This is a genomic window from Variovorax sp. 01T432, from assembly GCF_056398605.1.
Map to the genome: position 1 here is coordinate 295,956 of NZ_JBFTPS010000005.1, position 17,926 is coordinate 313,881.

General features: G+C 68.4%; 16 protein-coding genes. 11 read left to right on the forward strand and 5 right to left on the reverse strand.

Translation table 11 applies throughout. The features are described 5' to 3' along the window. The first annotated feature begins 95 nt into the window (after positions 1-95). The 8 genes from AC1DNF_RS06455 to AC1DNF_RS06490 all read left to right on the forward strand — a co-directional run bounded on the left by AC1DNF_RS06455 (position 96) and on the right by AC1DNF_RS06490 (position 11,331). The gene (locus AC1DNF_RS06455; RefSeq protein ID WP_478147721.1) at positions 96-449 is read left to right on the forward strand and encodes a metal-sulfur cluster assembly factor; all 354 of its coding nucleotides are present in this window, start codon (positions 96-98) and stop codon (positions 447-449) included. Further along, a complete protein-coding gene (locus AC1DNF_RS06460; protein WP_478147722.1) occupies positions 443-1,540 on the forward strand; it encodes a hypothetical protein in 1,098 nt (365 codons plus the stop codon). The genes AC1DNF_RS06455 and AC1DNF_RS06460 overlap by 7 nt, the downstream gene beginning before the upstream one ends. A 116-nt stretch (positions 1,541-1,656) precedes the next feature. Beyond that, positions 1,657-3,360 carry a SpoIIE family protein phosphatase gene (locus AC1DNF_RS06465; protein ID WP_478147723.1) on the forward strand — a complete coding sequence of 568 codons (1,704 nt, stop codon included), beginning with the start codon at positions 1,657-1,659 and terminating at the stop codon, positions 3,358-3,360. Beyond that, positions 3,357-5,825, forward strand: coding sequence for a response regulator (locus AC1DNF_RS06470; RefSeq protein WP_478147724.1), 2,469 nt, complete (start codon positions 3,357-3,359; stop codon positions 5,823-5,825). The genes AC1DNF_RS06465 and AC1DNF_RS06470 overlap by 4 nt, the downstream gene beginning before the upstream one ends. Positions 5,826-5,829: 4 nt before the next feature. After that, entirely contained in the window at positions 5,830-7,494 is a 1,665-nt protein-coding gene (locus AC1DNF_RS06475; protein ID WP_478147725.1) for an efflux MFS transporter permease, read from the forward strand. Between the two features lie 21 nt (positions 7,495-7,515). Beyond that, the gene (locus tag AC1DNF_RS06480) at positions 7,516-8,619 is read left to right on the forward strand and encodes an HlyD family secretion protein (protein WP_478147726.1); all 1,104 of its coding nucleotides are present in this window, start codon (positions 7,516-7,518) and stop codon (positions 8,617-8,619) included. Between the two features lie 3 nt (positions 8,620-8,622). After that, positions 8,623-10,029 (forward strand): efflux transporter outer membrane subunit, encoded by a 1,407-nt coding sequence (locus AC1DNF_RS06485; protein WP_478147727.1) that lies wholly within the window; start codon positions 8,623-8,625, stop codon positions 10,027-10,029. A gap of 102 nt (positions 10,030-10,131) precedes the next feature. Beyond that, the gene (locus AC1DNF_RS06490) at positions 10,132-11,331 is read left to right on the forward strand and encodes a YbfB/YjiJ family MFS transporter (protein WP_478147728.1); all 1,200 of its coding nucleotides are present in this window, start codon (positions 10,132-10,134) and stop codon (positions 11,329-11,331) included. A 68-nt stretch (positions 11,332-11,399) separates the two neighbouring features. Here the strand turns inward: AC1DNF_RS06490 and AC1DNF_RS06495 are convergent, their stop codons facing one another. The 5 genes from AC1DNF_RS06495 to AC1DNF_RS06515 form a co-directional block, all read right to left on the reverse strand. After that, complete coding sequence (locus AC1DNF_RS06495) at positions 11,400-11,807, reverse strand: VOC family protein (protein WP_478147729.1); 408 nt, start codon at positions 11,805-11,807, stop codon at positions 11,400-11,402. Positions 11,808-12,039: 232 nt separating this feature from the next. Further along, a complete protein-coding gene (locus AC1DNF_RS06500) occupies positions 12,040-12,714 on the reverse strand; it encodes a peroxiredoxin-like family protein (protein WP_478147730.1) in 675 nt (224 codons plus the stop codon). 102 nt (positions 12,715-12,816) lie between these two features. After that, the gene (locus tag AC1DNF_RS06505; RefSeq protein ID WP_478147731.1) at positions 12,817-13,170 is read right to left on the reverse strand and encodes a hypothetical protein; all 354 of its coding nucleotides are present in this window, start codon (positions 13,168-13,170) and stop codon (positions 12,817-12,819) included. A gap of 29 nt (positions 13,171-13,199) precedes the next feature. Next, positions 13,200-13,739, reverse strand: coding sequence for a carboxymuconolactone decarboxylase family protein (locus tag AC1DNF_RS06510; RefSeq protein ID WP_478147732.1), 540 nt, complete (start codon positions 13,737-13,739; stop codon positions 13,200-13,202). A gap of 54 nt (positions 13,740-13,793) precedes the next feature. Further along, complete coding sequence (locus AC1DNF_RS06515) at positions 13,794-14,543, reverse strand: SDR family NAD(P)-dependent oxidoreductase (RefSeq protein WP_478147733.1); 750 nt, start codon at positions 14,541-14,543, stop codon at positions 13,794-13,796. 116 nt (positions 14,544-14,659) lie between these two features. Here AC1DNF_RS06515 and AC1DNF_RS06520 point away from each other — a divergent pair, with 116 nt between their 5' ends. The 3 genes from AC1DNF_RS06520 to groL all read left to right on the forward strand — a co-directional run bounded on the left by AC1DNF_RS06520 (position 14,660) and on the right by groL (position 17,899). After that, entirely contained in the window at positions 14,660-15,574 is a 915-nt protein-coding gene (locus AC1DNF_RS06520; protein WP_478147734.1) for a LysR family transcriptional regulator, read from the forward strand. 335 nt (positions 15,575-15,909) lie between these two features. Next, positions 15,910-16,200: a co-chaperone GroES gene (gene groES / locus AC1DNF_RS06525; RefSeq protein WP_478147735.1), complete on the forward strand. Its 291-nt coding sequence runs from the start codon at positions 15,910-15,912 to the stop codon at positions 16,198-16,200. Positions 16,201-16,246: 46 nt separating this feature from the next. Beyond that, a complete protein-coding gene (gene groL / locus AC1DNF_RS06530) occupies positions 16,247-17,899 on the forward strand; it encodes a chaperonin GroEL (protein ID WP_478147736.1) in 1,653 nt (550 codons plus the stop codon). The last annotated feature ends 27 nt before the right edge of the window (positions 17,900-17,926 follow it).

Consider the following 17,926-nt stretch of genomic DNA (forward strand, 5'->3'; position numbering starts at 1 on the left):
GCCGCGCCGCCGCGGAGTTGATGCAGGTCAACGCTCCCTTGGGCACCTCTGCCTAGCATAGGCGCAACTCCTGAAGCGGTTCGCTTCCAAAGACCATGAGCCTCAGCGCAACCGCAGGCGCCGCGGCGCCCTTTCCCTACGAGGGGCCGCAGGCCCTGGCCCAACCCATCGCCGCCGCGCTCGCGCGCGTGGTGGACCCGGAGGTCTCGATGAACATCGTCGATGTCGGCCTCGTCTACGGCGTCACGGTCGATGCGGCCCGGGTCCATGTGCGCATCACGATGACCTCGGCCGCCTGCCCGGTGGCCGGCCTCATCCTCGAGGAGGCGGAGACCGAACTCGACCGCATCGTTCCGGCACAGCTCAAGATCCATGTCGAACTCGTGTGGGAGCCGCCCTGGACCGCCGAGCGCATGAGCGCCAGCGCCAGGCGATTCATGGGATGGTGATGCTTCGCGCGCTGTCCGGCATGCTGGTGGCGCTGTGCCTGCTGGCCGGGGTCGCCGGCGGCCTGTGGCGTCTGGGCGTGGCGGTGCCCGATCCGCTTCTCTTCGCCGGCATCGGGCGGGTGCTCCAGGTCCACGCGGCCTTGATGATCTGCGGCTTCCTGGGCACCGTGATCGGCATCGAACGCGCGGTGGCCGTCAAGCATCGCGCCGCCTTCGTCGCCCCCGCTGCCTCGGTCGCCGGCGCGCTCTGCCTCGCCGCCGGGCTGCATGCGGCCGGTGCGTGGCTCGGCGTGGCGGCGGCGCTGTCCTTCACGGCGGTCAGTGTCGTGGTGGTGCGGCGCCAGCGCGCCGCTCATACGGTCCTCCTGCTGATCGCCGCGGGCGCATGGGTGGCCGGCAATCTCCTGTTCGCGGTCGGCCGCGACGGCGACGCCGTGTTTCCCTGGTGGTTCGCCTTCCTGGTCATGACCATCGCGGCCGAGCGCCTGGAGATGACGCGTCTCATGCGAAGGCGCCCCGGCGCCGGCCTCGCGCTTCATGGCGCCCTGTTCCTGTTGCTGCTCGGCGCCGCGTGGTCCGGAATGGATCCGGGCGCGGGCGGGCGGGTCTACGGCCTGGCGCTGGTGCTGCTGGCCGCCTGGCTGCTGGTCTTCGACATCGCGCGCCGCACGGTCCGCACGCAGGGCATCAGCCGCTACATGGCGGTGTGCCTGCTGGGCGGCTACGGCTGGCTGGCGCTCGGGGGCGTCGCCTGGACACTGACGGCAAGCGGATGGCCCCTGCGCGACCTCGCCCTGCACGGGCTGGGGCTCGGGTTCGTCGTCAGCATGGTGATGGGCCACGCGCCGGTCGTGCTGCCAGCCATCGCGCGTGTCAAGCTGCGCTTCGGCTGGTTCTTCTACCTGCCGCTCTCGGCCCTGCACCTGTCCCTGGTGCTGCGGCTCTTTGTCGGCAGCTTCAGCGCGGCGGCACGCGCGGCCGGGGCCACGCTCAACGCCGCCACGATCGCCCTCTTCGCGGTCACCATGGCCGGCGCGGCCGTGGCATGGCGAATCGAGCATGGCGCCGAGTTCGCCGGAAAGACCCGCTAGCGGCGTGTCCTGCATCTCGCGCCGGCGCGGCTGCCTGCCGCGCCCGCGGCTTGCCATGGCGGYCGCCGGCTCGGAGAATTCCGTCTTGCACGGCACACCAGCCGCCAGCGGATGCAATGAACCTCGACCCTGTCCCTCCCGTCGCGCTCGTGGTGGACGACGAGCCTGTGACCCGCCTGATGGTGAAGCGGACACTGGAGAACCTCGGCTGCGCTCCGGTCCTGGAGGCTGCCGACGGAATGGCGGCACAGCAGCTCCTGCGCGAGCACCCGGACGTCGCCCTGGTGCTGACCGACATCATGATGCCGCGCATGGATGGCCTGGAACTGCTTCACTGGGGACGCCAGGCGGTGCCGGACGCCGTGTGGATCGTCCTTTCGGGGCTGGAGACCTTCGACTCGGCGGTGGCCGCGATCCGGCTGGGGGCGTTCGACTTCCTGCCGAAGTCGCCACGCTCGGAGGAGATGGGGGTCGCGGTGCGCAACGCGCTCGAGCGGCGGCAACTGCTGGCCGAACGCGAGCGGCTGCACCGGGCGTTGCAGCGCAAGGTTCGCGAACTCGAGCAGACCTCCGAGGTGCTGCGCCGCGATCTCGAGCGGGCCGAGGTGATCCAGCGCGCCTTGTTGCCGCGCACCCCGCCTCCGATGGAGGGCTATTGCATCCAGGCGCTCTACCGGCCGGGACAGCATGTGGGCGGCGACCTCTACGACGTGGTCCGGCTGGGCGAGCGGCACCTCGCCTTCTACCTGGCCGACGCCACCGGCCATGGCGTGACCTCGGCGATGCTCTCGGTGCTGTTCAAGCAGCGGCTGGTCCTGGTGGACCCGGCGACCGGCCTCGCGCTGCCGCCGGCGGAGGTCCTGGCGGCGGTGAACCGCTCGATCTGCGAGGCGCACGCCGCGCCGGGACTCTTCCTGACGGCCGTCTTCGGCCTGCTGGACACGTCGGACGCGAGCCTGACGCTGGCGGCGGCGGGCCATCCGCCCGTGCTGCACGCACGCGACGGCCAGGAAACGCGCCTGATCCGCCGCACGGGGCCCGCGCTCGGACTGGCGCCGGACGCGCACTTCCGGCAGGAGCGTCTCCAGCTCCTGGCGGGCGACCGGATCCTGCTCTACACCGACGGGCTCCTGCCCTCGGGGTCGGAGGGCGAGCTGGAACTGCTGCAGCAGGTGCTCGCCGCGCCCTTCTCCAGCGCGCAGGAGGTGATGGCGCGCCTTCACGGCGGCGCACCGGCGGGCGCGGACCGGGACGACGTGACCATCCTTCTGATCGACGCGCACGCGGGCGCCTCCTGGTTCGACAACGGCGCCGAACTCCCCGCGGCTGCCGCATCCGGCGCGGCGCGGCCCGAGGGCGACGTCGTGTTCTATGGCGAAGCAGACCATGCCGCCTACCTTGCGCTGCGCGGCCGGGCCACCTGGATGCATTCCGATGCCTTCCACGAGACGGCCCTGGCGGTGCTGGACGCAGGACGCCCCCTGGTGCTGGATCTCTCGGGCTGCGAGTACATGGACAGCACCTGCCTCGGCACGGCGCACGAGCTGGTCGCCCGGGGCGGCGTGTCGCTCGCGGGGGTGACGCCCGCCGTGCGCGCCCTGTTCGAGGAACTGAGCATGCAGCAGGTGCTGGCCGCGAGCCGCGAGGACCTGCCCGCCGCGCCCGAACTCCGCGCGCTGGCCACGGGGGCCGGCCAGGCCGGGGTGCAGAAGCGGGTCCTGCAGGCGCATGAGGCGCTCTCCGCGCTGAGCGAACGCAACCGCGAGGAGTTCAAGGATGTCGTCGAGTCGCTGCGTGGCGAGCAGGACGGGCCGAGATGACCACTGCCATTCGAGTGCTGCATCTCGAGGACGACCCGGCCGATGCGGAGCGCATCCGGGACAGGCTGCGGGACGAGGACCTGAGCTGCGACATCGTGTGGGTGCAAGCCACGGAGGACTTCATCTCCGCCCTGCAGCGGCAGGCCTTCGACGTTGTGCTGTCCGACTATAAAGTCGGTGGGCTGGAGATGCTGCGCCGGGTGCGGCAGCAGCAGCCGGAGCTTCCACTGATCGTGATCTCCACCGGCTTGACCGAGGAAGAGGCGGTGGATTGCATGAAGGCCGGCGCCACGGATTACGTCCTCAAGCAGCGGCTGCGGCGGCTGGGATTCTCGGTGCGGCGGGCGCTCGCCGAACAAGGGCAGAAGGCGGCGCTGCGCCAGGCGGAAGAAGACCTGCGCGCCCTCAACGCCGACCTGGAGGCGCGCGTGCGCATGCGCACCGCCGAGCTGGAAACCGCCAATGCGTTCCTGGACTCCGTGATCCACCACATCCCCTATCAGTTCATGGTCAAGGACGCCATCGACCTGAAGCTCGTCCGCGCCAACCGCGCCCTCGAGAAACTGACGGGGCGCACCCAGCAGGAGCTGCTCGGCAAGACGGTCCACGACTTCGTCGGTTCCAAGGAGGAGGCCGACTTCTTCACGGCCAAGGACAAGGAGGCGCTGGCCTTGGGACGGGAAGTGGACATCCCCGAGGAGACCCTGCATGCGCACGATGGCAGCGTGCGGGTCCTCCATGCGAAGAAGATTCCGATCCTCGACGAGGCCGGCCGGCCGCGCTACCTGCTGACCATGTCGGAAGACGTGACGCAAAGGAAGAAGAGGGAGCGCGAAATCGAGGCGCTGAACGCGGCCCTGGCGCAGCGCAGCGCCGAAGTGGAAGCCGCCAACCGCGCCAAGAGCACCTTCCTGGCCACCATGAGCCACGAGATCAGGACACCCATGCACGGCATGCTGGGCATGCTGGAACTCCTGAGCCTGACCGAACTGGACGCCGAGCAGCGCGAAACGCTCGGGCTGGTGCGGGAATCGAGCCGGTCGCTGCTGCGCATCATCGACGACATCCTCGATTTCTCGAAGATCGAGGCCGGCAAGCTGGAAGTCCGCCCCGAGGTCGTCTCGGTCAAGCGCCTGGTCGAGGAGGTGCAGAGCATCTACCTGGGCAATGCCAGCAGCAAGGGCCTGATCGTCCGGCGGATGGTGGACCCGCGCATCAGCCCGGCGCTGCGGGTCGATCCGGTCCGCCTGCGCCAGATCCTCAACAACTTCGTCAGCAACGCGATCAAGTTCACCTCCGAAGGCTGGATCGACATCAACGTGCAATGGCTGGGGCGGGCGGAGGGACAGGAAAGCCTGCGCTTCGAGGTGAAGGACACCGGCATCGGCATCTCTCCCGACGACCAGCGGCGCCTGTTCCAGCCGTTCAGCCAGGCGGACGGCGACGAGGGGCGGCGGCGGCCGGTCGGCACGGGGCTGGGGCTGGTCATCTCCCGGCAGCTGGCGCAGATGATGGGTGGCTCGATCAGCCTGGACAGCGAATCGGGGAGGGGCACGACGATCACCCTGGAACTGTCGCTGCCTATCGCCGAGCACCTGCCAGGCAGCGACGCCGACGGCGCGCGCCCCCTCTCGGCGGCCACCGCCATGCGCCGCGTGGCGCCCGACACGGCGCAGGCCGAGACGGAGGGCACGCTGGTGCTGCTGGTGGATGACCATCCCGTCAACCGCATGCTGCTCCTGCGGCAGGTGCGAAGGCTGGGCTATGCCGCCCAGACCGCCGACGACGGCGTCCAGGCCCTGGCGATGTGGAAGTCGGCGCGCTTCGGGCTGGTCATCACCGACTGCCACATGCCCCACATGGACGGCTATGAACTGGCGCGCGCCATCCGCGAGCAGGAATCCGAGGCGGGGCGCGAGCGCGCGCCGATCATCGCCTGCACCGCCAACGCGCTGCAGGGGGAGGCCGAGGCGTGCTTCGCCGCCGGCATGGACGACTTCCTGGTCAAGCCGGTGGAACTGGCGCAGCTGACCGAAAAGCTCGATCGATGGCTGCCGCTGCCGCGGGCCTCCTCGGCACCCACCGCTCCCGCCGGCTCAAGCGCTCAGGCCATCCCCGCCGACCACCCGATCGACCAGGCGCTGCTCAGCGCGAAATGCGACGGCGACGCGTCGATGGTGGGCGAGGTTCTCGCAGCCTTCCGGCGAACCTGCGAGGACGACTCGGTCGGACTGCGGCGGGCGGTGGCCGCCGACGACCTCGCCCAGGTCACCCAGTTCGCCCACCGCATGGTGGGCGCCGGCAAGATGGTCGGCGCGCTCGCGTTCGCCGCCGCATGCGAGCACATCGACCGCGCAAGCCGCGGCGGCGACTGGAACGCGGTGCTCGCCGGCATGTCGGCGTTCGAACGGGAACGAACGCGCCTGGCTTCCTGTTTCGAGGTATCGATGCGCGACCAAGGCTGACCCGATGCGCATGGACGGCACGCCCACCGCCGACGCGGCCGACGCCCAGGCGCCTCCCGCGGCGCGCAGCGATGCGGTGCACATCACCGCCTGCGTCGCCGTTTCGCTGCTCATGGGCCTGACGCAGGGCCTGGGCGTGAACCTGATCAACGCCAACCTGAGCGCGATCCAGGGTTCGCTGGGCGCCACCGCCGTCGAGGCGAGCTGGCTGGTCACGGCCTACACCGCCACCAACGTCTCGGCCGCCTTGCTGCTGACCAAGGCGCGCTTCCAGTTCGGACTGCGCCTGTTCGCCGACATCGGCATCTTCGCCTTCCTTCTGGTCAGCATCGTGCACCTGTTCGCCGAGCAGCTCGGCTCGGCGGTGCTGGTGCGCGCGGCGCTCGGCCTGGCGGCCGCGCCGCTGAGTTCGCTGGCGCTGCTCTACATGATGGAAGCCTTCCCGGCGCGCCTGAAGCCACTCGGCCTGGTGCTGGGCTTCGGCACGCTGCAACTGGGCGCGCCGCTGGCACGCGTGATTTCGACCGACCTTCTGCAGATCGCCCTCTGGCGCGGCCTGCACATGGTCGACGTCGGCCTGTCGCTCCTGTGCGTGGCGGCGCTGGCAGCGGTGCGACTGGCGCCAGTGCCGACGCTGAAGATGTTCAGTCGCGGCGATGTCCTGAGCTTCACGCTGTTCGCCGTGTCGCTGGCCCTATTCTGCGTGGTGCTGAGCGAAGGCCGGCTGCTGTGGTGGACCGATGCGCCCTGGCTCGGCGCCTGCCTGGCGATCGGCATCGCCTGTCTCGGCGCCTACGTGCTGATCGAGCTCAACCGGCGCCAGCCGATGCTCGACCTGCACTGGCTCACCAGCCCCTTCATGCTGCGCTTCATGCTGGCGATCCTTCTGTTTCGCATCGTGCTCACGGAGCAGACCATCGGCGCCGTGGGACTGATGACGGCGCTGGGCCTGCTCAACGACCAGATGCACGTGCTGTTTCTGTGGGCCGTCTTCGGCACGGCACTTGGGTTCTTGCTGGCGCTCGTGCCCTTGGCCTTCAGGAAGCTGGACTGGCCGGCGTACATCGCGCTGGTGCTGATCATCGGCGCGGCATGGAAGGACGCCGGCGTGACGCAGCAGACGAGGCCCGCCGAATTGATCCTGACGCAAACCGTGCTGGCGCTGGCCAGTTCGATGTTCCTGGCTTCGGCGGTTGCCATCGGCTTCGCCCATGTGGTGGCCGGCGGCATGAAGAATTTCATCAGCCTGGTGGCTGTGATGACCGGCGGCCAGACCCTGGCGGGCGTGATCGGCACGGCCGGCCTGGGCAGCTTCATCGTCGTGCGCCAGAAGCTGCACTTCGCCCACCTGGCCGAAACGCTGAACCTGGCCGATCCGCAGGTGGCTTCGCGCATCGCGCAGCTGTCGGCGCCGTACACCGGCACGCTCATCGATGCGAAGCTGCGCGCGACGCAGGGCGTGGCCGGGCTGGCGCAGCAGGTAACGCAGCAGGCCACCGTGCAGGCCTACAGCGATCTGTTCGAGCTGATCGCGATCATCGCCGCCTTGACGCTGGCATGGCTCACGGCGCTCAAGCTGTACCGCGGGGTCACCGGCAGGCCCCTCGTTCCTGAGCCACCGGCCTCCGCGCCGGCAACCGCCGCCGCGCCCGTCGCGCGCGCGGACTGAACACATCCCTGGAGACAAGCCATGCCGCTCAAACAATCCCTCCGTGCACCGAGCACCTGGATCGTGCTTGCCGTCACCCTCGTCGCCGTGCTGTTGGTGCTTTACGCCTGGCGCCTGCCGCCGTTCCACACCGCGGTCGAGACGACGGAGAACGCGTACGTGCGCGGCAGCGTGACGGTGATCGCGCCCAAGGTCGACGGCTACGTGGCCGCGGTGGAGGTGCTCGACTATGTGCCCGTCCAGGCCGGCCAGGTGCTGGTGCGGCTGGACGACCGCAACTACCTCCAGAAGCTCGAACAGGCGCGCAGCAACCTCGCCGCGCAGCAGGCTGCGCTGGCCAACGTGGTGCAGGCGCGGCGTGCCCGCGAAGCCGCCATCCTGAGCGCCGAGGCCCAGATCGCCGGCGCCCGCGCGCAGCATGCCAACGCCAAGGCGCAACTGTCCCGGGCCCAGGCCGACATGCGGCGCGCCACGCCGCTGGTGCAGGACGGCTCGCTGTCGCAACGCGAACTCGACCAGACCGAAGCCGCGCTGCGCCAGGCCGAGGCCGCCGTTCGGCAGACCGAAGCGACGGTGCGCCAGACCGAGGCCAGCAAGGCCGTGGCCGCGCAAGACCTGCAGACCGTGATCGTCAACCGCGGCGCACTGGAAGCCGGGGTGGACGCCGCGCAGGCTGCCGTGAGGCTGGCCGAGATCGACCTCGACAACACGAAGGTGCGCGCGCCGCGAGATGGGTGGGTAGGCGAGGTCGGCGTCAGGCTCGGCCAGTACGCCACGCCCGGCACGCCCTTGATGGCGGTGGTGCCCGACAAGGTCTGGGTGATGGCGAACTTCAAGGAGGCGCAGACCGCGCGCATGGCAGCAGGCCAGTCGGTGCGCCTGCGCGTCGATGCGCTGGCCGACGCCGTTCTCACCGGCCATGTGGCGCGCATCTCGCCGGCCACGGGATCGGAGTTCAGCGTCATCAAGAGCGACAACGCCGTCGGCAATTTCACCAAGATCCCGCAGCGGCTGACGGTGCGCATCGAGGTCGACGAGAAGCAGGCCGACGCAACCCGGCTGCGCCCCGGCATGTCGGTCGAGGCCAGCGTCGACACGGCCAGTCGCACGCACAACGGAAACTGAGCCATGCGTCGCATGCCGGCACAACTGAGTGCGTGGGCCGCGGCCTTGCTGCTGGCTGCCTGCACGGCGCCCGAGGTCTCCCGCCCCGATCCGGTGGCGATGCCGGCGGCCTGGTCCGCTTCGGGTTCCGGCGCCGTCGAGCCCGGCTGGTGGCGTGCTTTCGGCGACCCGGTGCTGCAACGCCTGGTCGAGGAGGCGCTGGCGCGCAATACCGATCTGCGGCTCGCCGGGGCGCGCCTGGCCGAGGCGCAGTCCCTGAGTGAGGCGCAGCACGGCGCCGACTGGCCCAACGTGGAGTTCGCGCTCGGCGCGCAGCGTTCCCGCACCATCAACCCGGTGACGCGGCGGCCCTACGACGCCAGTGCGCTGCAGCCGCAGTTTCAGGCCGCCTACGAGGTCGATCTGTGGGGCCGCATCGCGGCTCTGGATCGCGCGGCCGATGCCGGCCTGGCTGCCAGCGCCTATGCCCGAGAGGCCGCGGCTCTCAGCGTGGCCTCGACCACCGCCGGCGCCTACCTGGGCCTGCGCGCGCTCGACGCGCGCCTCGCAGTGGCGCGCGACACGCTGGCCTCGCGCCAGGCGGCCGTCAATCTGGCGCGCTCGCGCGAGCGCCAGGGCTACACCTCCAAGCTGGAACTGGCGCAGGCCGAGGCCGAATACCGTGCCACCGCGCAGGTGGTGCCGCAGCTCGCGCTGGCGGTCAGCCGCCAGGAGCACGCCCTGGGGGTGCTCCTGGCGCGCGCGCCGGGGCCGATCGAGCGCGGGCTGCCGCTGGAACAGATCACGCTTGCGCCATTGCCCGCCACGGGGCTGCCCTCGGAACTGTTGCGGCGTCGGCCCGACATCGCCGCCTCGGAGGCACAGGTGGCCGCCAGCGACGCGCAGCTGGCCGCGGCGCGCGCACAGCTGCTGCCTTCGCTGCGGCTGTCGGCGAGCCTGGGCAAGATCAGCTCGGATGTTCTGAATGGCAACCCCTTCACCCTTTGGAGCGTGGGCGGCAGCGTGCTGGCGCCGGTGTTCGAGGGCGGCCGGCTGCGCGCGCAGGTGCGGGCCAGCGACGCGCGGCGCGACCAGGCCCTCATCGCCTACGAGAAGACCGTCCTGGCCTCGCTGGCCGAGGTGGAAGACCAGTTGACCGGCATCGACGACCTGCAGCAGCAGGCGGCGCAGGTGGAAGCGCAGCGCCAGGCGCTGGCCGACGCACTGCGCATCGCGAGCGACCGCTACCGCGAAGGCTATGCCTCCTACCTGGACCAGCTCGACGCGCAGCGAAACCTGTTCAGCGCACAGCAGAGCTTGTTGCAACTGCGTGCCGACTTGCTGGGTGCGCAAGTGGGGCTGTACCGCGCCTTGGGCGGGGGCTGGCTCGCCGACACGGGCACGGGTGCGCCGGCGGCACGGCTGCGCTGAAGCCCGCGATGGCCCGGGATTCGCACTCATTGGCCTGAAACCGCCGGAGCCCGCACGCGCATCGGCCGCCGCCTCCATAGACTGGCGACCAGGAGTCTCCACATGAACTCGACAGCAGTCACAGCCAGCCAGGCCCGGCGAAGATCCAGCGACGCATGGATCGCCGTCGGACTGTCGATGGGGGCCGCGGTCTCCCTCGGCTTCTCGCGATTCGCCTACGCGCTCCTGCTGCCTCCGATGCGTCTGTCCCTGCACTGGACCTACGTCCAGGCGGGCGGCATGAACACGTCGAATGCCGTGGGCTATGTCTTCGGATCGGCGGCCGCGGCGTGGTTTTCCGAGCGCCTGGGGATCAAGGTCGCGTTCCTGCTCTCGATGGCCGTCAGCGGCCTCGTCCTCTTCCTGACCGGGCTCACGGCCGACTACACCGTCTTGATGGGGCTGCGGTCCGTCGGCGGCTTCGCGACGGCGATCACGTTCGTCCTGGGCGCATCGCTGGCGGCCGGCGTGAATCCGACGTCCGCGCCGCAGGGCAGCGCCCTTCCCCTGGCGATCTACGTCACCGGTGTGGGCAGCGGCATCGTCGTGTCCGGCCTGGTCGTCCCTCCCATCCTCGCCAGGCTGGGCGCCGCCGGGTGGCCCACGGGCTGGCTGTGGATGGGCGGCATCGCGATCGTTGCGCTCATTCCCGCATGGGTGGCGACGCGCGGCGTGCCGCCCCAGGCCGCGCGCGACGAGAACCGCCTGCCCTGGAAGGAGACCGTCTTTCTGTGGCCGACCTTCGCCAACTACACGCTGTTCGCCGCGGGGTACGTCTCGTACATGACGTTCATCATCGTGCTCATCCGAAACAGCGGCGGCGGCGCCCGCTACGCGGCGGGGTTCTGGGTCGTGCTCGGCCTTTCCTCGGTGATCGGTACGCTGGCCTGGGGTCGCGTGCTGCCGAAGCTCGGCATCCGGATGAGCTCTCCGGTCATCGCGATCGTCGTTCTCCTCGGCACCCTGCCCGTGCTGATCTGGCCGACGGTCGCCGCGGCGTTCATCTCCGCGGTCATCTTCGGCGCAAGCTTCATGGCCGGCCCCACCGCCGTGACCGTCATCGTGCGCAAGCTTCTGCGGCAGCAGATGTGGACGGCCGCACTCGCGGCGCTCACGGTCGCGTTCGCCATCGGCCAGGCCATCGGCCCCCTGATTTCCGGCTTCGTCTCCGACGCCACGGGATCCGTCAGCGCCGGCCTGTGGCTCTCGCCGGTACTCCTGATCGCCGCCGCCGTCTTCGCGCTCTTTCAGCGCAACAGGTGACGAGCACAGCGGCCAGGAGACAGCCCGCGATGCCGGGATCGGTCAGCCCACCTCCCAGCCGTCATGCGTCAGGCCCCCTCCTGCCAGGGCGCACGCTGCAGGATGACGCGATAGCCATCGGCGTCCTCGAAGGTGGCGCCCATCACGTCCCAGTAGGGGTTGTACGACGGAACAGGTTCGAATCCCGACTGGCGCATGCGCAAGACAGCCGCCTCCCACGCCTCCCGCTCGGGAAGGTAGAAGACGACCAGATTGTCCTGGGTCGGTGCGCGGCCGACCTTGTGCCCACGCTGATGCGTGAACTCGAAGTGGTACGGCCCGCCAGGTCGCCCAAGCATCACGCCGTCGAAGCCGGCGTGGTCCTCGAAATGGCCCAAGACCGACAGGCCGAGTCCGTCCCGGTAGAACGGAAGCAAGGCTTCGATGTCGTCAGTCGGACGTGCGATGCGAAGGATGGGTGAGGGTGTGGGTTTCACCTGCTTGGGCCTGGTTGAGGAAGTCATCGTGCGCGCACCACGAGAAGTAAATCGGAAGTACCGGGGAACGGGCAGACTTGGGTGCTCCCGTGTCAGGTCTTGGGCCGAAAGTGGCCGCCCGCGCATTTGTGGAACGCCGCTGGCCTTTCGCGGCTATAAAAGGCTCCGTCTCCTGCGGCGGCGTCTCTTGCAGAGCCCAAAACCTGTCGGACGGTGATGTGCAGCCAGTAAGTCAGATGAGGGCAGCATCCTGCAAAGCGGCCACAGCTGCAAGCACGTCGCGGGGCTCGGCCCGCTCGCGGTAGTCCGCTTCGACATGGGCGAAGGCGATGCGGCCGTCGCGGTCGATCACATAGGTGGCTGGTACAGGCAGCACCCAGCGGCCGTTGCCGTTGAGCACCGCCAGGTCGTTGCCCACCCGGCTGTAGAGCTCGATCAGTTCCGGAGACATCTCGAACGCCACGCCAAAGCCTGCGGCGGCTTGCAGCGCCGAATCGCTCAGCACCGGGAAGGCCAGCTCGTTCTTCTCGGCGGTCGACAGCGAGTTGTCGGGCGTTTGCGGGGACACAGCCGCCAGCTGGGCGCAAAGGCGCTGCAGTTCGGGGAGCTGCTGCTGCCAGGCCCGCAGCTCCAGGTTGCAGTAAGGGCACCAGCCGCCACGGTAGAAGACCAGGACCAGGGGGCCCCGCTCCCAGAGCATGGAAAAGCGAACGGGCCGGTTCAGGGCGTCGGTCAGGGTCAGGTCCGGTGCACGGTCGCCCGCCCGCAAGGCGCGGGACTCGATGCCGGTGGCGCGCAGGTCGGCCGTCGCGGCTTCCATCATCGCCACCCGTTCAGGGGCAGCGCGCTGCTTGAAGCCAGCTTTGTAGGCGGCCAGTTGTTCGCCAAGCGAAGGGCTCTGTTCCATGTTGTGCTTTCGTTGCGTGAAGAGGAGGGTTGATCTTCAGCGGCGGGCCGGCGCAGTGACCGCCAGGATCAGCGTAGGTGAACAAGGTGCCGGCGCCAGCAATCACCCCCCTGGACCACCACCTCGGCCCAGAAGACTTGCGGCACCACTGCCAGGAGCCGGTCGAGGCCAGCCGACACGAAGTACACCGGCACGTAGGTCAACAGCGCTGCTGAACTGGGCGCTGTCGCGCCGCCAAGCCAAGCCCAGCACCCGCAGGGTCAGCACACCGGCCACGCCGAAGCGCAGCACGGTGAGGTCCGGCGACTGCAGGCCATGGGCGATGCCCCAGCGGGCGAACACGGTATAGAGCGCACCGATGCCGGCCGCCAGCAGCCCCACGGCCACGCCAGCCATCAACTTGCGGTGGTCTTCGGCCGCGGCGGGTTTGGGGCGCGCGGGGTTGGCGGCGTTCATGGTGAGCCTTCGTGCGGCGGTGGCGCCGGTCAGGTCGTCAGTGCAGGGGCGGCCGGGAAGTCCACCGGCACTTGAGTCGTGGCGTGCAGGTAGTTGGTGACCGTCTTGTCGCCAATGACGACGATGACGTCGACCAAGTTCTCCTGTGTCCAGCCGGCATCGAAGAAGGCCTGCACGCGCGCCGGGTCGGCGTGGCCTCGTTCGGTGGCGATGTTCTTCACCAGCTTGGCCAGCGCGTCGAGCTTGGTGTCGAAACTCGCGCCACCGCGGCGGATCTCCAGGATCTGCTCGGCCGTAAAGCCGACCATGCCGCCAATGACGGAGTGCGCTGCCAGACAGTACTGGCAGCTGTTGACCTGGCTGACGACGAGGTTGACCACTTCGCGTGCCTTGCCGGTGATGCTGCTCTTGGCGTTCTGGAAGGCCAGGTAGTTGCCCAGCGCATGCTCGGACAAGGCCAATGTGGCGTACAGGTTGGGCACCATGCCCAGGCCCTTCGTCAGGGTGTCGAAGAGCGCTTGGTTGGCGGGGGACACTTGGTCGCGGATGGGGACTTGGAACTTGGTCATGTGGGTTCTCCGGGCGTCAGGCGTTGGGGTTCAGTCGGGGAAGGGAGCGCAGCGTTACTGCGCGGTGAAGCCGCCATCGACGGCGAGGCACTGCCCCGTGAGGAAGCGCGCCTTGTCGCTGGCGAGGAAGACGATGGCCTGCGCGATCTCTTCGGGTGTGCCCGAACGGCGAGCCGGCAAGCTGGCCAGGAAGCCGCTCTTGGCTTCCTCGTTGCTGCCCGTGAAGCGGTCGAGCATGTCGGTCTGGACAGGCCCCGGCGCCACGGCGTTGACGCGCACGCCGGCAGCGGCGCCTTCGAGCGCGGCGCTCTTTGTCAGGCCTTCGACCGCGTGCTTGCTCGCGGCGTAGACCGAGGCGCCGCCGATGCCCACCTGCCCGGCGACGGATGACAGGTTGACGATGGCACCCGCGCCCTGGCGCAGCATCACACGCATCTCGTGCTTCATGGCCAGCAAAGTGCCGAGGACGTTGGTGTCGAAGGTGCTGCGGTAGTTGGCCTCCGACTGCTCGGCCACCGGGCCCAGCTGGCCTTCGGTGCCCGCGTTGTTGACAGCCACGTCCAGGCGGCCGAAGCGCTCCGCGGTCTGTTCGACCAGGCTGCGCACCTCGGCTTCGGCGCGCACATCGGCATGCAGGTACTCGGCCTGCACGCCCAGGGCGCGCAGCTCGGCGGCCAGCGCATTGCCGGCTTCGTCGCGGCGGCCGGAGACGACGACGGAAGCACCTTCACGGGCGAAGGCCAGCGCCGTGGCGCGGCCGATGCCCGTGAGGGCGCCGGTGATCAAGACGACGGCAGGGTTCATGGTGGGCTCCAGGAATTCAGTTGCGATGGGAGGGACTTTGATTGCTTCCCCTCGTTCGCACTAGAGGCAGCAAGGCACTAACATCCAGTCCAAACTGGAATGAATAGGAGCCCGCCATGGATCGCCTCGCGGCCATGCAGATCTTCGTGCGTGTGGTCGAGAGTGGCAGTTTCTCCGCCGTCGCGCGCGAAACTAGTGCCACGCAGAGCGCCGTCAGCAAGCAGGTGGCTGCCCTGGAGCAAGCGCTCGGTGCGAGGTTGCTCAGCCGGACGACGCGGTCGCTGTCACTGACCGAAGCAGGCGAGCGCTACTTCGAACAGGCGCGACGCCTGGTGGCAGAAGTTGCCGAGGCCGAGAGCAGCTTGCGCCAAGGCGAACAACAGCTCATGGGCTGGTTGCGGGTGGCTGCTTCGGTGGGCTTCGGGCGACTGAAGCTGTTGCCTCTGGTGAAGACCTTCCTGCTGGCCCATCCCGGGGTAAAGGTGGACTTGCGCCTGAACGACGGCTTCATCGATCTTGTCGAACAGGGCATTGATGTGGCGGTTCGCATCGGCGAACTCGCGGACAGCACACTGGTGGCGCGCCGCATCGGCACCACCCAGCGCGCGCTGGTTGCCAGCAAGACCTATCTGCGCGCCCTGCCCAATGGGCTGAAGACTCCCAGGGAGCCTGACGACCTGCTACGCCACAACTGCATCGTCTACACCGAACTGAGCACCCAGAACGCCTGGACCTTCACGGCCGGCCCCGGTGCGCCCGTGCAGCCGGGCACGCTGGTCACGGTGCGCGCGCAGGGCAATCTGCAGACGAACAGCAGCGAAGTCGTGCGGGCTGCAGTGCTCTCAGGCATGGGCATTGGTCTGTCACCGACCTGGTTGTTCGAGGACGAGATCGCGCGCGGCGAACTGCAGGTGCTGCTGCCCGACTGGCCTGCGCCGTCCATGCCCGTGCACCTGATCAGCCCGAGCCAGCGGCGACAGTCGGCCAAGGTGAAGGCTTTTGCCGATCATCTGGCGACGACAAACGTGTGATCGGTCGGCGTCCAGGGAGGCGCCACGCGCGTGGGCTGTTTGCCAGGATGCCCCGTTCCAGCTTGAGCTGACGTCACCTGGCGCCGCCCCTCCAGCAACTGCAGGCCGACCACCGGCCGGCGGGGGCTTCAGCCAATGTTCAGTGGCGCGCCGACCAAGGTCGAGTGGCGTTCCGCAGTTGTCGCATGAACCACCGGCCCCTTGAAAGCGCGACAAATGCCCTTATCATTAGCACTCGCTGGACTTGAGTGCTAACACACCCCGATTCCAGTCGAATGGGAGGCCGGCAGACTGCCGGGCTACCGAAACAACCCCAGTTTCTATCAGGAGATGCAATGAAACTTCGTCCTTTGCACGATCGCGTGATCGTCAAGCGCATTGAAAGCGAAACCAAGACCGCCTCGGGCATCGTGATCCCCGACAACGCCGCCGAAAAGCCTGATCAGGGCGAAGTTCTGGCAGTCGGTCCTGGCAAGAAGAACGACAAAGGCGAACTCGGCGCAATGAGCGTCAAGATCGGCGACCGTGTCCTGTTCGGCAAGTACAGCGGCCAGACCGTCAAGGTCGATGGCGACGAACTGCTCGTCATGAAGGAAGAAGACCTGTTTGCGGTCGTCGAGAAGTAATTTCTCGGTCATTCATCCCCCACACAACTGAATTCGGAGAAATCTCATGGCAGCAAAAGACGTAGTCTTCGGCGGTGAAGCCCGCGCGCGCATGGTCGAGGGTGTCAACATCCTCGCCAACGCAGTCAAAGTGACCCTGGGCCCCAAGGGCCGCAACGTGGTGCTCGAACGCTCGTTCGGCGCCCCCACCGTGACCAAGGACGGCGTGTCCGTGGCCAAGGAAATCGAACTCAAGGACAAGCTCCAGAACATGGGCGCCCAGCTCGTGAAGGAAGTGGCCTCCAAGACTTCGGACAACGCCGGCGACGGCACCACCACCGCGACCGTGCTGGCCCAGGCAATCGTTCGCGAAGGTTTCAAGCTGGTGGCTGCCGGCATGAACCCGATGGACCTGAAGCGCGGCATCGACAAGGCGGTCACCGCCCTGGTCGCCGAACTGAAGAAGGCTTCCAAGGCCACCACGACGTCGAAGGAAATCGCGCAAGTCGGCTCCATCTCGGCCAACAGCGACGAAACCATCGGCAAGCTCATCGCTGACGCGATGGACAAGGTCGGCAAGGAAGGCGTCATCACCGTCGAAGACGGCAAGTCGCTCGACAGCGAACTCGACGTCGTCGAAGGCATGCAGTTCGACCGCGGCTACCTGTCGCCCTACTTCATCAACAACCCCGAGAAGCAATCGGCGTTGCTGGAAAACCCCTTCGTGCTGCTGTTCGACAAGAAGATCAGCAACATCCGCGACCTGCTGCCCACCCTGGAGCAAGTTGCCAAGGCCGGCCGTCCCCTGCTGATCATTGCCGAAGAAGTCGAAGGCGAAGCGCTGGCGACCCTGGTCGTCAACACGATCCGCGGCATCCTGAAGGTCGTGGCCGTCAAGGCACCTGGCTTCGGCGACCGCCGCAAGGCCATGCTGGAAGACATCGCCATCCTGACGGGCGGCAAGGTCATCGCCGAAGAAGTCGGCCTGACGCTCGAAAAGGTGACGCTGGCTGACCTCGGCCAGGCCAAGCGCATCGAAGTGGGCAAGGAAAACACGATCATCATCGACGGTTCCGGCGCTGCCGGCGACATCGAAGCCCGCGTGAAGCAAGTGCGCGTGCAGATCGAGGAAGCCACTTCCGACTACGACCGCGAGAAGCTGCAGGAACGCGTGGCCAAGCTGGCCGGCGGCGTGGCCGTGATCAAGGTTGGCGCTGCCACCGAAGTCGAAATGAAGGAAAAGAAGGCTCGCGTCGAAGACGCCCTGCACGCCACCCGCGCTGCAGTGGAAGAAGGCGTCGTGGCTGGCGGCGGCGTGGCCCTGCTGCGTGCCAAGCAAGCCGTGGGCGACAAGCTCAAGGGCGAGAACGCTGACCAGGACGCCGGCATCAAGCTGGTGCTCAAGGCCATCGAAGCGCCGCTGCGCGAGATCGTCAACAACGCCGGCGGCGAAGCCAGCGTGGTCGTGAACGCTGTTCTGGCCGGCAAGGGCAACTTCGGCTTCAACGCCGCCAACGACACCTACGGCGACATGCTCGAACTGGGCATCCTGGACCCGACCAAGGTGACCCGCACCGCGCTGCAGAACGCAGCTTCGGTCTCTTCGCTGCTGCTGACGACCGAAGCCATGGTCGCCGATGCACCGAAGGAAGAAGCCGGCGCCGGCGGTGGCATGCCTGACATGGGCGGCATGGGTGGTATGGGCGGCATGGGAATGTAATTCCCTCCGGCCTCCAGCCAAGACAAA

Bases quoted from the DNA above. Each gene is read 5' to 3' on its own strand.
- AC1DNF_RS06455 (WP_478147721.1), top strand. From the start codon at position 96: ATGAGCCTCAGCGCAACCGCAGGCGCCGCGGCGCCCTTTCCCTACGAG.
- AC1DNF_RS06515 (WP_478147733.1), bottom strand. From the start codon at position 14,543: ATGAACCCTGCCGTCGTCTTGATCACCGGCGCCCTCACGGGCATCGGC.
- AC1DNF_RS06475 (WP_478147725.1), top strand. From the start codon at position 5,830: ATGCGCATGGACGGCACGCCCACCGCCGACGCGGCCGACGCCCAGGCG.
- AC1DNF_RS06490 (WP_478147728.1), top strand. From the start codon at position 10,132: ATGAACTCGACAGCAGTCACAGCCAGCCAGGCCCGGCGAAGATCCAGC.
- AC1DNF_RS06460 (WP_478147722.1), top strand. From the start codon at position 443: ATGGTGATGCTTCGCGCGCTGTCCGGCATGCTGGTGGCGCTGTGCCTG.
- AC1DNF_RS06510 (WP_478147732.1), bottom strand. From the start codon at position 13,739: ATGACCAAGTTCCAAGTCCCCATCCGCGACCAAGTGTCCCCCGCCAAC.
- AC1DNF_RS06470 (WP_478147724.1), top strand. From the start codon at position 3,357: ATGACCACTGCCATTCGAGTGCTGCATCTCGAGGACGACCCGGCCGAT.
- AC1DNF_RS06500 (WP_478147730.1), bottom strand. From the start codon at position 12,714: ATGGAACAGAGCCCTTCGCTTGGCGAACAACTGGCCGCCTACAAAGCT.
- groL (WP_478147736.1), top strand. From the start codon at position 16,247: ATGGCAGCAAAAGACGTAGTCTTCGGCGGTGAAGCCCGCGCGCGCATG.
- groES (WP_478147735.1), top strand. From the start codon at position 15,910: ATGAAACTTCGTCCTTTGCACGATCGCGTGATCGTCAAGCGCATTGAA.
- AC1DNF_RS06485 (WP_478147727.1), top strand. From the start codon at position 8,623: ATGCGTCGCATGCCGGCACAACTGAGTGCGTGGGCCGCGGCCTTGCTG.
- AC1DNF_RS06480 (WP_478147726.1), top strand. From the start codon at position 7,516: ATGCCGCTCAAACAATCCCTCCGTGCACCGAGCACCTGGATCGTGCTT.
- AC1DNF_RS06520 (WP_478147734.1), top strand. From the start codon at position 14,660: ATGGATCGCCTCGCGGCCATGCAGATCTTCGTGCGTGTGGTCGAGAGT.
- AC1DNF_RS06465 (WP_478147723.1), top strand. From the start codon at position 1,657: ATGAACCTCGACCCTGTCCCTCCCGTCGCGCTCGTGGTGGACGACGAG.
- AC1DNF_RS06505 (WP_478147731.1), bottom strand. From the start codon at position 13,170: ATGAACGCCGCCAACCCCGCGCGCCCCAAACCCGCCGCGGCCGAAGAC.